The organism is Streptomyces alboniger, assembly GCF_008704395.1.
GTDB lineage: Bacteria > Actinomycetota > Actinomycetes > Streptomycetales > Streptomycetaceae > Streptomyces > Streptomyces alboniger.
The window spans coordinates 1788907-1802093 of sequence record NZ_CP023695.1; the positions used below are offsets into that span (position 1 = coordinate 1788907).

Here is a 13187-nt window from a genome sequence, read left to right on the forward strand (position 1 = left end):
GGCAACGGCGAACCCTGGCCTCGCCACGCGGACTGCCGGTAGCAAGGACTCGGGACCCGAAAGGGTGAACGCCACGTGATCTCCGTCTGCCGTGGTGAGTAGCCGCCCGGCGGTGCGATACGACTATCCACGTCCGTCCTGCGAGCGGGCGAGGAGGGAGAGGGAGGGGGAAGGATGGTCCGGCGGCGCACTCTGTTCGGTGACAGGGCCCGGTACTGGTTCGACAGCACGCTGGCCCGCGGTGCCGCCGTTCTCGTCCTCTGGATGGCGCTGCTGTGCCTGGCCATCGTCCTCCCGGCGAGCGCGGTGCTCGCATGGACCGACCCCGACGTGCCGGCGTCCCTGGCGGACCGGCTGGCGCAGGTGTGGCGCCACACGGGGAGGACCCTCCGGCTGGGCGGCGCGACGGGCCCCCCGCTGCGGGTGGCGATGTCGGTACTGCTCGCGCTGGTCACCCTGCTGTACGTCTCGGCCCTCGTCGGCCTGATCACGGCGGCGCTGACGGAGCGGCTCACCGCGTTGCGCCGAGGCCGTTCCACCGTGCTCGAGGAAGGGCACGCCGTGGTCCTGGGGTGGTCGGAGCAGGTCTTCACGGTGGTGAGCGAGCTGGTGGCCGCCAACGCCAACCAGCGGCGGGCGGCGGTGGTCGTACTGGCCGACCGGGACAAGACCGTCATGGAGGAGGCCCTGAACACGAAGGTGGGTCCCCCCGGCCGTACGCGGCTGATCTGCCGCAGCGGCCCCACCACCGACCCGGCCGTGTTACCCCTGACGAACCCCGCCGGGGCCGGTGTCGTGCTGGTCATGCCCCGCGACGAGCCCGCTGCCGACGCCGAGGTGGTCAAGACTCTGCTGGCCCTCAGGGCAGCCCTGTCCGAGGTGGCCACCCGTCCGGCCGTCGTCGCCGCCGTCCGGGACGACAGCTACCGTCTGGCCGCCCAACTCGCCGCCGGACCGGGCAGCGTGATTCTGGAGAGTGACACCGTCACCGCCCGGTTGATCGTCCAGGCCGCGCGCCACCCCGGGCTCTCCCTCGTCCACCAGGAACTCCTCGACTTCGCCGGCGACGAGTTCTACCTGGTCGCCGAACCGGCTCTGGCCGGGCGTCCGTTCGGTGACGCGCTGCTGTCCTACGCCACGTCGAGCGCCGTCGGGATGATGCGCGGTGACACCCCCTTGCTCAACCCGGCGCCGGACACACTCATCGCTCCGGACGACCTGCTCATCGTCATCTCACGTGACGACGACACGGTCTGGCTGGAGGACTGTGCGGAGTTGGCCGAGGAGGCGGCCATGGCATCCGGCCCCCCGACGCCCGCGCGAGCGGAGCGCGTTCTTCTCCTTGGCTGGAATCGCCGGGCACCGCTCATGGTCGATCAGTTGCGACGCCGCTCCCGGCCGGGGTCCGCCGTCGACGTGGTGACGGACCACGGTGAGGCGACGGTCGGGGAGGTGGACGAGGCCGCCGCGAACAGCGCCGGGGAGCTGAGCCTGACACTGCACCACGGAGACGTCACCCGCCCGGAAACCCTGCGGCGACTGGACGTCTACTCCTACGACAGCGTGATCGTGCTCGGCCGCGACCCCGCCCCGGCCCCCACCCCCGGACAGTCACCGGACGACCCCGACAACCGCACGCTCGTCACCCTCCTGCTGCTGCGCCGGCTGGAGGAGACAAGCGGGCGCGAACTGCCGGTCGTCACCGAGCTGATCGACGACCGCAACCGGGCGCTGGCCCCCATCGGTCCCGGTTCCGATGTGATCATCAGCGGCAAGTTCATCGGTCTGCTCATGGCGCAGATCTCCCAGAACCGGCACCTGGCAGCCGTGTTCGAGGAACTGTTCTCCGCCGACGGCACCGGGGTCCGGCTGCGGCCCGCCACCGACTATGTGCTGCCCGGGAGTGAGACGCCCTTCGCCACGGTCGTGGCCGCGGCCCGGCAGCGCCGCGAATGCGCCATCGGCTACCGGATCCACGACGACACGTCGACGGGCCCCCGCTACGGCGTACGGATCAATCCGCCCAAGGGCGAGCGGCGCCGCTGGTCGGCCGAGGACGAAGTGATCGTCATCGGCGGGGACTGACGGCTTCCGAGCGCCCCGGGCGGATCACCCGGGCGCGATCGGTCCGAGGTAGGTGCCGCCGGAGACGTCGATGGTCTGCCCGGTCACCCAGCGCCCGCGCGGGCCCGCCAGGAAGCCCACCACGTCGGCGACGTCCTCGGGCCGGCCGACCCGTCCGAGCGCGGTGATCGACTCCAGCCCGGCCATCGCCTCGGGGACGGCGGCGTAGGCGGCGATCATGTCGGTCAGTACCACTCCGGGCTCGACCGTGTTGACGGTGATTGCACGGCGGCCCAGTTCGTTGGCGAGGGACGGGCCGAGGGCCGCCAGTGCCGCCTTGGTGACGGTGTAACCGATCTGGCCGGGGTCCGCGATCCGGGTGGCCGCCGAGCCCATGTTGACGATCCGTCCGCCGTCCCGCAGCAGCGGCAGCGCCCGCTGGACCACGAAGACCGGCGTACTCACATTGACCGCGAGCAGTCGCTCGAACTCCTCCTCGGTGAGCTGCCCGATCGGGCTGACCGAGTGGATGCCCGCGTTGTTGACCAGGATGTCCAGTCCGTCGTCCGCCCCGTGGTCCGCGAGCCCTGCGGCGAGTTCCTTGAACAGCCGGTCCACCGCTCCGCTCTCGCCGAAGCGGGCCCGGACCGAGAACGCCCGGCCGCCGGCTCCGGCGATCCGCGCCACGGTCTCCGCGGCGGCCGCGTCGTTGCCGCCGTAGTGGACCGCGACCAGCGCTCCCTCGGCGGCGAGCCGCAGGGCGACGGCGCGCCCGATCCCGCGTGAGCCGCCCGTCACCAGTGCGGTCCTGCCGTCCAGTTCCCCCACGATCACTTCTCCCCTCGCGATGCCCCGGGCGTCCCGGGGGTCCCGGAAGTCCCGGACACCCCGGACGCCCCGTGAACGACCCAGCCTAAGCGGCCAGTCGCACGGCTGAGCTAGAATCATCAAATACGTGATGCCTCCCCGGGCCGGTCAAGTGCCCACCCGGGGAGGCTTTTTCATGCCCTGCGCCTCCATCTCCACCTCTACGAAGGAGTTCCATGTCCGACGTCGTGCGCCTCGCGAGCACCGCCGACCAGCTCACCCTGGAGCGACTGTGGCTGATGTTCCGTCATGACCTTTCGGGGTTCCAGGAAACGCTCCCCGGTCGGGATGGGAGCTTCCGCGACGACTGGCTCCGGAGCGCCTTCGCCGACGCCGGCTGGGCGCCGTATCTGCTGATGAGCGGCGACCGCCCCGCGGGTCTTGCGCTGGTGCGCGGTGTGGGCGGTCCGACGCGTGTGCTGAACAGTTTCTTCGTCGTCCGCGGGGCCCGCAGGAGAGGGATCGGACTACAGGCCGTTCGAGAGATCGTGGCCAAGCATCCGGGGCGGTGGGAAGTCGCCTTCCAGGACGCCAACCTGGCCGCGGTCCGCTTCTGGCGCCGGGTCGCCGGCGAGGTCGCGGGCGAGGAGTGGACGGAGGAGCGCAGGGCTGTGCCGCGTCGGCCGGATCTGCCGCCGGACACCTGGATCTCTTTCAGCACGCTCGCTTGACCGTGCCCTACGCGCCCCCCGTGCCCTCCACGCCCCGTGCCCTACGCCGTCGACGGTCGGCCCGGCCGGGCGGTCAGCCTCGGCTTCGGCGGGTCATCGCCACCGCCCCGCCGCCCGCGATCAGTAACACCACCGCCCCGCCTGCGACGTACGGCGTCGTCGAGCTCCCGCCGGTCTCCGCGAGGTTCGCCTCCGTGGCCTTCTGGCCGACCGGCTTCGCCGGCTTGCCCTGGGGCTTCGTGCCGCCGCCCTCGCGTTCCCGCTCCGCCCTCGGCGCCTCACAACCGGCTCCCGCCAACGTCACCGTCCCCTCCACCTCGGCCACGTTCAGCTTCAAGGGGTTCACCGAGACCTTCAGCTCCAGTGCCGCCGCCACAGCCGTACGCGATGTCGTACGCCTCTTCGAGAGGGCGAGCGTCACCTCCCCGACGCCCGGGACCTTCACCTCGGACGTCCCCCCGGCGGTCAGCGTCACCTTCTTGCCGAGCACGGTCACGCCGCCCAGCAGGTTCGCCTCGGCGACGGGGCGCTTACCGGCCTCGCAGACGGCTTTCGAGGTGACCTTCTCGACCTCGATGAGGGAGAGCAGCGGCAGCCCGGGCACATGCACCTCTGCCCGTGCGATGTTGCTGTATCCCTCCGCCCTGCCGCCCTTCACCGTCGCTCTGGCGGTCGCCACGTCCGCGCGCAGCACGCTGAACGGCCGTCCGCCGTCGACCCCGTCCAGCCGGGCGGTCAGCGCGGTCTTCCCGGCGCTCGCGGGTGCCTGCACTTCGTTGAGGGAGACCTTGAGCGGGACGTTCACGGTCTTGTTGAGCAGGGAGACGTCGAGCCCGGTCCGCAGGACGACGGCGTCGGCACGGCCGCCGCGGTCGTGGTCGCCGCCCGTGGCCCGCGCGGATCCGGCACCGGCGAGCGCCGCGGGACCGGCGGCGAGGGCGGTGGCGGTGGCCACGGCGACGAGACGACGGCGGCGGCAGGCGGGCATGCGGAAGGTGTTGCTGTTCAAGGTGGTGGAACCCCCACGGGAGAAACGGGCCTTCGGCGGCGTACGCCACATGGGGACATCGCGTACGCACCGAGGGCGTCGTCCTCCGTCGATGAAGGACGACGCGGGAATCTTTACGCACTTAGAGTGAACAGTCAGCAACCATCCGTGAGTTCACTCCAAAGGGAGGTTTCCGACCTTGCTTTCGAATCTCCCGGCACGTACGTTCCCTCGCTTCACCCGAACAACTTCCGTATCCGGCACAGTGGTTGCCGCACCGCACCAAACCGGCCAAGAGAAACGACGCACCCCGCCTTCACGTAACGCCTGGTCAACCCCCGACCCCGGCGCTACCCCACCACCCTCCCCGCCAGCACCACCCTCCGCGGCGCGGCCAGCACCCGTACGTCCTCTCGGGGGTCCGCCTCGTACACCACGAGGTCCGCCGGGGCGCCCTCGGTCAGGCCCGGGCGGCCGAGCCACTCGCGGGCACCCCAGGTCGTCGCGGAGAGCGCGGCCACCGGCGGGATGCCCGCGCGGGTCAGTTCGGCGACCTCGGCGGCGACCAGGCCGTGCGGCAGGGAGCCTCCCGCGTCGGTGCCCGCGAAGACCGGGACGCCCGCGTCGTACGCAGCACGCACCGTGTCGTAGCGGCGGTCGTAGAGCCTGCGCATGTGCGCCGACCAGCGGGGGAACTTCTTCTCACCGCCCGCGGCGAGGTCCGGGAACGTGGCGATGTTCACCAGGGTCGGGACGATGGCGACGCCCCGCTCGGCGAAGAGCGGGATCGTGTCCTCGGTCAGGCCCGTGGCGTGTTCGATGCAGTCGATGCCCGCCTCCACCAGGTCCCGCAGGGAGTCCTCGGCGAAGCAGTGGGCCGTGACGCGGGCGCCCAGGCGGTGCGCCTCGGCGATCGCCGCCCGGGCCGCGTCCCGGGGCCAGCAGGCCGTCAGGTCACCGGCCTCGCGGTCGATCCAGTCGCCGACGAGCTTGACCCAGCCGTCGCCGCGCCGGGCCTCCTGGGCGACGTACGCCACCAGGTCCTCCGGCTCGATCTCATGGGCGTAGTTGCGGATGTAGCGGCGCGTGCGCGCGATGTGGCGGCCCGCCCTGATGATCTTCGGCAGGTCCTCGCGGTCGTCGATCCAGCGGGTGTCGGAGGGGGAGCCCGCGTCGCGGATGAGGAGGGCGCCGATCTCGCGGTCGGTCAGGGCCTGCTTCTCGGCCGTGTCGGCGTCCACGGGGCCGTGCGCGTCGAGGCCCACATGGCAGTGCGCGTCGACCAGGCCGGGCAACGCCCATCCCTCGACGGCGACGGTCTCCGTCGCCGGGGTCACCGGACGTTCGTAGGTCACCCTCCCCCCGACGACCCACAGTTCGTCCCGTACGTCATCGGGCCCGACGAGCACCCGCCCCTTCACGTGCAGCACCGCGTGATCGCTCATGGCAGCAGCTTAGGAGGCGCTCCGGGCGTGCGGTACGGGGCGCCGGGGCGCCCGTGGCGGGGCACTGAGCACGCTCGCCGCGGGGGCGCTCGGTAGGCTCGGTACGCTCGGTGCCGCAGCCCGGCCGAACTCGTGAGCGAAGTGAGCAGTGACGTGAGCAGTACTGTGACGCACCCCTTTCTGGACCTGGCGCCGCTGAGCGCCCAGCACTTCGCCGCCATCGAGGCGCGGGTGGCCCGTCTGCTCGGCACCGAGCAGGACGTCGTGATCATGCAGGGTGAGGCCCTGCTGCCCCTGGAGGGGTGCATCCGGGGCGCCGCGCGGCCCGGCACGACCGCGCTGAACGTGATCACCGGGCCGTACGGCCAGACCTTCGGCAACTGGCTGCGGGACTGCGGTGCCGCCGTCATCGACCTCGCCGTGCCCTTCCACACGGCCGTCACCGCCGAGCAGGTGCGCCAGGCGTTCGCCGAGCACCCGGAGATCGACTTCGTCTCGCTGGTGCACGCCGAGGCCGCCACCGGCAACACCAACCCGGTCGCCGAGATCGGCGCGGTCGTGCGGGAGCACGGCGCCCTTTTCATGCTGGACGCGGTCGCCTCGGTGGGCGCCGAGCCGCTGCTGCCCGACGCGTGGGGCGTGGACCTGTGCGTGATCGGCGCGCAGAAGGCGATGGGCGGCCCGGCGGGCGTCTCCGCGGTGTCGGTGAGCGAGCGGGCCTGGCAGCGGATCGCCGCCAACCCGCAGGCGCCCCGCCGCTCCTACCTCTCCCTCCTGGACTGGAAGGAGCGCTGGATCGACGCCGGCCGCAAGGCGCTGCTGCACGCGCCCGCGCAGCTGGAGATGCTGGCGCTGGAAGCGTGCGTGGAGCGCATCGACGCGGAGGGCCTCGACGCCCTGATGGCGCGCCACGCCACCGCTGCCGCCGCCACGCGCGCGGGGGCGCTCGCGCTGGGCGGGGGCCTGGAGCCGTACGTGTACGAGGCCCAGGACGCGGCCCCGGTCGCCACCACCCTGCGCGTGCCCGCGGGCACGGACGCCTCGGAGCTGGTCGCCAGGGCGCTCGCCGCCGACCCGGTGCTTCCGCTGGTCGCCGGTGGCGGGGCGCTGGCCAAGGAGATGATCCGGGTCAACCACTACGGCCCGGACGCGACCCGCGGCGTCGTACACGCCTGCCTCGCGGCCCTCGGCGCCGCGCTGGGCGAGGCGGGCCACCCGGCCGACCTGGAAGCGGCACGCCGCGCGGTGACGTCCGCCTGGCGCTAGGGCTGGCGCCTGTCCGGCGGATCACGCCGGGGGCCGCGGCGCCTGCTGCGGGCCGCAGGGCCCGGCCCGCAGCGATGGGCGGCGGCCGCCCGAACACGCCCCGATCCGCCGGACGGACCCCGGGACACGCCCGACGGTCCACGCCGCGACCCTCGGGACCCGCCACCCCGACCCGCGAAAGCCAGCCGACCGTCACGACACCGGGCACGCCCTACGCCTGCCCGGCGAGTCGGCGCCCGCCGGGGGCCACCTCTCGACGCGCGAGTGGACTCACACCCGCCGGGCCCGCGACGACCTGCCCAGCCGGCCGCAGGCCCCCGCGCCCTTCCCCCAAGACTCCCCGCCATGGCACCGTGCCCAGCATGACCACTCTTCCCGACGGCCGCCGCATCCCCTCCCTCACCGCCGACGAGCCCACCATGCTGGCGAGTTGGCTCGACATGCACCGGGCCACGCTGGCCGTCAAGTGCTCGGGGCTCGACGACGAGCAGGCTCTGCGGACGTCCGTCGAGCCGTCCTCGCTCTCGCTGTTCGGGCTCGTGCAGCACCTCGCCGAGGTCGAACGGAACTGGATACAGCGGGTGTTCGCCCAGCGGGACGTTCCGCTGCTCTTCCCGGCGTCGCCGGGCGGCGGGTTCACGCCGGACCGCGGCCGGACGTTCGCCGAGGTGCTCGCGCTGTGGGAGAGCGAGGTCGCCGTCAACCGGGAGATCTGCGCGGGGCGTTCGCTGGATGAGACGGGGCGGCTCGGGTCCGAGGAAGCAGCCGTCGTAGGCGGCGACGGCGTGGTCAGCCTCCGCTGGGTCCTGGTCCACCTCATCGAGGAGTACGCGCGCCACAACGGCCACGCGGATCTCCTACGGGAACGCATCGACGGCGTGACGGGATCATGAATTGGGCGAGAACAGGAGCAAGCCCATGAGCACGGGTGGGACATGCGGACGTGGTTATAACAGCACGCTCCGCGCATCATCCGCCTTTTCATCCGCGCATTCTCACGAATTCTTTATCAGCCCAGCTTCCCGTATTCTTCTGCCCGCTTTCCGGGGACCTAAACACTAAGATTTCATCAGCGTCAATCACCGTAATTCGGGCGCGTCTCGCGCGGGTTACATCGCTGTGACGTACTCCACATTGCGTCCGCTTTGCTGGCATATGACCCGGTCAAATCGTCACAAACTTCCGCCATCTCATGCGGGCGCGCACCCTCGCGCGATAACACATGAAGCGCGCTTACGTAACCCCTTCCCCCGATGCAATTCAAGAAATTGCTCGGTAAATTCACTCCGCATGACCGCTGCACAAGCCGATCTACCGACCGACCTGCAAGCGCAATTCCTGGAAATGCCCGTGGGACTGCGCCTCGACAGTCCCGCTGTCGCCGACGGCGCCGCGATCTGGCGGATCGCCCGCGACTCCAAGGTGCTGGACCTCAACTCCTCGTACAGCTATCTGCTGTGGTGCCGCGACTTCGCGGCCACGTCCGTCGTGGCCCGCGACGCCGGCGGCGAGGCGGTCGGGTTCATCACCGGTTACATCCGGCCCGAGCGCCCCGACACCCTGATGGTCTGGCAGGTCGCCGTCGACCACGATCAGCGCGGCCGCGGTCTGGCCGGCGCCCTGCTCGACGGGCTGACCTCGAAGGTCGCCGCGGGCCGTGCGCTGAGCACGATCGAGACGACGATCGCGCCCTCGAACACGGCGTCCGAGCGGCTCTTCCTCTCCTACGCGCGTCGACACGGCGCGTCGGTGGAGCGCAGGGTCCTGTTCGACGCCGGGCTCTTCCCCGACGACGGCCACGAGCCCGAGGTGCTGTACCGCATCGGTCCACTCGGCTCCTGACCCGGCCTCGCTCCCCCAGCGACACCCGTCACTTCCCTCACTTCTCACCTCCCACGACTTTCCATCTCCCAGGAGATCTGCTGTGACCATCACCCAGCCCGACCTGAGCGTCTTCGAGACCCTGGAGTCGGAGGTGCGCAGCTACTGCCGCGGTTGGCCTACGGTCTTCGACCGCGCGCAGGGCAGCCGCATGTTCGACGAGGACGGCCACGAGTACCTCGACTTCTTCGCCGGGGCCGGCTCACTCAACTACGGCCACAACAACCCGGTCCTCAAACGCGCGCTCATCGACTACCTGGAGCGCGACGGCGTCGTGCACGGCCTGGACATGTCGACGAGCGCGAAGCGCGCCTTCCTCGAGGCGTTCCAGAACATCATCCTGCGCCCCCGCGACCTGCCGTACAAGGTCATGTTCCCGGGCCCGACGGGCACCAACGCCGTGGAGTCGGCGCTGAAGCTGGCCCGCAAGGTCAAGGGCCGCGAGTCGATCGTGTCGTTCACGAACGCCTTCCACGGCATGTCGCTCGGCTCGCTCGCGGTGACCGGCAACGCCTTCAAGCGGGCGGGCGCCGGCATACCGCTGGTGCACGGCACGCCGATGCCGTTCGACAACTACCTCGACGGCCAGACCCCGGACTTCATCTGGTTCGAGCGGCTTCTTCAGGACCAGGGCTCCGGCCTCAACCAGCCGGCCGCCGTGATCGTCGAGACGGTGCAGGGCGAGGGCGGCATCAACGTCGCCCGCGCCGAGTGGCTGCGCAAGCTCGCCGACGTGTGCGAGCGCTGGGACATGCTCCTGATCGTCGACGACATCCAGATGGGCTGCGGCCGCACCGGCGCCTTCTTCTCCTTCGAGGAGGCGGGCATCACGCCGGACATCGTGACGGTGTCGAAGTCCATCAGCGGTTACGGCATGCCCATGTCGCTCTGCCTGTTCAAGCCGGAGCTGGACGTGTGGGAGCCGGGCGAGCACAACGGCACGTTCCGCGGCAACAACCCGGCGTTCGTCACGGCCGCCGCCGCCCTGGAGACCTACTGGTCCGACGGTTCGGCGATGGAGAAGCAGACCCGCGCCCGCGGCGAGCAGGTCGAGCAGGCGCTGACCGCGATCGTCGACGAGAACCGCGCCGAGATCAAGGAGTTCCGCGGCCGCGGCCTGGTCTGGGGCATCGAGTTCCTGGACAAGGACCGGGCGAGCGCCGTGGCGAAGCGGGCCTTCGAACTGGGCCTGCTGATCGAGACCTCCGGCCCCGAGGGCGAGGTCGTCAAGCTCCTTCCGGCGCTGACGATCACCCCCGACGAGCTGGACGAGGGGCTGCGCACGCTGGCCCGCGCGGTACGCGAGACCGCCTGAGCCGGCGACTGTCCGAGCCCCCGGCAACGTAAGAGAAAAGGAACCAACCCACCGTGATCGTCCGTTCGTTCAAGGACATTGAAGGCACCGACCGGCATGTGAAGGCCAAGTCGGGTACCTGGGAGAGCAAGCGCATCGTCCTCGCCAAGGAGCGCGTGGGGTTCTCCCTGCACGAGACCATCCTGTACGCGGGGACGGAGACGTCGATGTGGTACGCCAACCACATCGAGGCCGTCGTCTGCACCAAGGGCGAGGCCGAGCTGACCGACGACACGACCGGCGAGAAGTACACGATCACTCCGGGCACCATGTACCTGCTCGACGGGCATGAGAAGCACACCATGCGGATCAAGGAGGACTTCCACTGCCTGTGTGTCTTCAACCCGCCCGTCACCGGACGTGAGGACCACGACGAGAACGGCGTGTACCCGCTGCTCACCGAGGACGACGAGGGCTGAGAGCGCGCGCCGGTCGGCTGAGGTCGGCTGACATCCCGCACAGGGCCGTACGAGAGGAGAGGCAGGCAACACCATGACCACCGCACCCGAACGCACCATTGACCTGTACCCGACCCGAGGCGCCGAAGAGGTGCTCATCGAACGCAAGGACCCGGTGGTGTGGTCCGAGCCGGGTGCCGAGGGCCCCATCGCGGCCGGGGATCTGGCGGGGTTCGAGCGGGACGGTTTCCTGGCCATCGACCAGCTGATCACCCCGGACGAAGTCAGCGTGTACCACGCCGAGTTGGAACGGCTCATGAACGACCCGGTGATGCGCGCGGACGAGCGTTCCATCGTCGAGCCGCGCTCACAGGAGATCCGCTCCATCTTCGAGGTGCACAAGATCAGTGAGCTGTTCGGCAAGCTCGCGGCCGATCCGCGCGTGGTGGGCCGGGCACGGCAGATCCTCGGATCCGACGTGTACGTCCACCAGTCCCGGATCAACGTGAAGCCGGGCTTCGGGGCCTCGGGGTTCTACTGGCACTCGGACTTCGAGACCTGGCACGCGGAGGACGGCCTGCCGAACATGCGCACCGTCTCGGTGTCGATCGCGCTGACGAAGAACCACGACACCAACGGCGGCCTCATGATCATGCCGGGGTCGCACAAGACGTTCCTCGGCTGTGCGGGCGCCACGCCGAAGGACAACTACAAGCGGTCGCTCCAGATGCAGGACGCGGGCATCCCGTCGGACGAGACGCTGACGCACCTCGCGTCCGACCACGGGATCCGCCTGTTCACCGGCGAGGCGGGCTCGGCCACCTGGTTCGACTGCAACGCCATGCACGGCTCCGGGGACAACATCACCCCCTACCCCCGCTCGAACGTCTTCATCGTGTTCAACAGTGTGGAGAACACCGCGGTCGAGCCGTTCGCGGCGCCGGTGCGCCGGCCCGAGTTCATCGGGGCACGGGACTTCACCCCGGTCAAGTGAGCTGATCCGGACGCGATGCGGCCCGGCACCCCCCGTGGGCGCCGGGCCGCGTCGCGTGGTCCGTGTTACAGCGCGGGGTAGTCCGTGTATCCCTTCTCGGTGCCGCCGTAGAAGGTGGCCTGGTCGGGCGTGTTGTACGGGCCCTTGGCCTTCAGGCGGGCCGGCAGGTCGGGGTTGGCGAGGAACAGCGCGCCGAACGTGATGAGGTCCGCCGTGCCGTCCTCGATCAGGGCGAGCGCGTCCTCGCCGGTGGGGCCCTCGGTCCGCGGGTTGAGGATGAACGTGCCGCCGAAGTCCTGGCGCAGCCGGGTGGTCAGCTCGCGGACGTCGCCTACCTCCATCATGTGCAGATACGCGAGGTCGAGCGCGGCCAGCTCCTTCACCAGGGCGGTGTACGTCGGCTCCGGGTCGGGCTCGGAGATGCCGTTGAAGGGGTTGCCGGGCGAGATGCGGAGGCCGGTGCGGGCGGCGCCGATCTCCTCGGTGACGGCCTTGGCCACCTCGACGGCGAAGCGGATGCGGTTCTCGACCGAGCCGCCCCACTCGTCGGTGCGCCGGTTCGTGCCGGGCGCGAGGAACTGGTGGATCAGATAGCCGTTGGCGCCGTGCAGCTCCACGCCGTCGAAGCCCGCGTCCACGGCGTGCCGCGCGGCGGTGGCGAAGTCGGCGATGGTGGCGCGGATCTCGGCGTCGGTCAGCTCGCGCGGGGTGACGAAGTCCTTGGGGCCCTCGGCCGTGTAGACCTGGCCCTGGGCCGCTATCGCCGACGGGGCGACGCTGACGACGCCGTCGGGGAACAGGACGGGGTGGCCGATGCGGCCCGCGTGCAGGATCTGGGCGAAGATCTTGCCGCCCGCCGCGTGCACGGCGTCGGTGACCTTGCGCCAGGAGGCGACCTGCTCGGCGCTGTGCAGGCCAGGCGTGTCCGGGTATCCCTGGCCGACCACAGAAGGCTGGATGCCCTCGGTGATGATGAGGCCTGCGGAGGCGCGCTGGGCGTAGTACTCAGCGGTCAGGTCCGTGACGAAACCGCCCTGACCAGCACGGCTGCGGGTCATGGGGGCCATGGCGATGCGGTTGGCGAGCGAGATACCGGACAGGTCGATGGGGTCGAACGCGGTGGTCATCAGGACTCCCGGGCAAGTTTTATGTGGTCGACCAAGCAGTTGGCCTGACGCCACTGTAACGCATTTATTGGCCGACCAAGGTAACCTTCTGGAAGACGACCAGTGACCAGCAGGAGCACGTGATGAAGGTCG

At 70.6% G+C, this 13187-nt stretch carries 12 protein-coding genes; 8 read left to right on the forward strand and 4 right to left on the reverse strand.

Going from position 1 to position 13187, the window contains the following annotated elements:
- The first annotated feature begins 174 nt into the window (after positions 1-174).
- Positions 175-2085 carry a CASTOR/POLLUX-related putative ion channel gene (locus tag CP975_RS07805; RefSeq protein WP_150476693.1) on the forward strand — a complete coding sequence of 637 codons (1911 nt, stop codon included), beginning with the start codon at positions 175-177 and terminating at the stop codon, positions 2083-2085.
- A gap of 24 nt (positions 2086-2109) precedes the next feature.
- Here CP975_RS07805 and CP975_RS07810 read toward each other — a convergent pair whose 3' ends face one another.
- Entirely contained in the window at positions 2110-2892 is a 783-nt protein-coding gene (locus tag CP975_RS07810) for an SDR family NAD(P)-dependent oxidoreductase (RefSeq protein WP_150476694.1), read from the reverse strand.
- A 215-nt stretch (positions 2893-3107) separates the two neighbouring features.
- Here CP975_RS07810 and CP975_RS07815 point away from each other — a divergent pair, with 215 nt between their 5' ends.
- Entirely contained in the window at positions 3108-3602 is a 495-nt protein-coding gene (locus tag CP975_RS07815) for a GNAT family N-acetyltransferase (RefSeq protein WP_055531672.1), read from the forward strand.
- A 73-nt stretch (positions 3603-3675) separates the two neighbouring features.
- Here the strand turns inward: CP975_RS07815 and CP975_RS07820 are convergent, their stop codons facing one another.
- Both CP975_RS07820 and CP975_RS07825 read right to left on the reverse strand, forming a co-directional pair.
- Positions 3676-4611, reverse strand: a complete 936-nt coding sequence (locus CP975_RS07820) for an SCO1860 family LAETG-anchored protein (protein WP_055531674.1) — start codon at positions 4609-4611, stop codon at positions 3676-3678.
- Between the two features lie 329 nt (positions 4612-4940).
- Positions 4941-6035 (reverse strand): amidohydrolase family protein, encoded by a 1095-nt coding sequence (locus CP975_RS07825; protein WP_150476695.1) that lies wholly within the window; start codon positions 6033-6035, stop codon positions 4941-4943.
- 165 nt (positions 6036-6200) lie between these two features.
- Here CP975_RS07825 and CP975_RS07830 point away from each other — a divergent pair, with 165 nt between their 5' ends.
- The 6 genes from CP975_RS07830 (at position 6201) to thpD (ending at position 11928) form a co-directional block, all read left to right on the forward strand.
- A complete protein-coding gene (locus tag CP975_RS07830; protein ID WP_055536362.1) occupies positions 6201-7301 on the forward strand; it encodes a pyridoxal-phosphate-dependent aminotransferase family protein in 1101 nt (366 codons plus the stop codon).
- 362 nt (positions 7302-7663) lie between these two features.
- Complete coding sequence (locus tag CP975_RS07835) at positions 7664-8194, forward strand: DinB family protein (RefSeq protein WP_055536363.1); 531 nt, start codon at positions 7664-7666, stop codon at positions 8192-8194.
- Positions 8195-8591: 397 nt separating this feature from the next.
- Complete coding sequence (gene ectA / locus CP975_RS07840; RefSeq protein WP_150476697.1) at positions 8592-9143, forward strand: diaminobutyrate acetyltransferase; 552 nt, start codon at positions 8592-8594, stop codon at positions 9141-9143.
- Between the two features lie 82 nt (positions 9144-9225).
- A complete protein-coding gene (gene ectB / locus CP975_RS07845; protein ID WP_055536364.1) occupies positions 9226-10497 on the forward strand; it encodes a diaminobutyrate--2-oxoglutarate transaminase in 1272 nt (423 codons plus the stop codon).
- 53 nt (positions 10498-10550) lie between these two features.
- Positions 10551-10955: an ectoine synthase gene (locus CP975_RS07850; protein WP_055536365.1), complete on the forward strand. Its 405-nt coding sequence runs from the start codon at positions 10551-10553 to the stop codon at positions 10953-10955.
- Positions 10956-11028: 73 nt separating this feature from the next.
- The gene (gene thpD, locus CP975_RS07855) at positions 11029-11928 is read left to right on the forward strand and encodes an ectoine hydroxylase (RefSeq protein ID WP_030791152.1); all 900 of its coding nucleotides are present in this window, start codon (positions 11029-11031) and stop codon (positions 11926-11928) included.
- Between the two features lie 65 nt (positions 11929-11993).
- Here the strand turns inward: thpD and CP975_RS07860 are convergent, their stop codons facing one another.
- Positions 11994-13055, reverse strand: a complete 1062-nt coding sequence (locus CP975_RS07860; RefSeq protein ID WP_055536366.1) for an alkene reductase — start codon at positions 13053-13055, stop codon at positions 11994-11996.
- Positions 13056-13187: the final 132 nt, after the last annotated feature.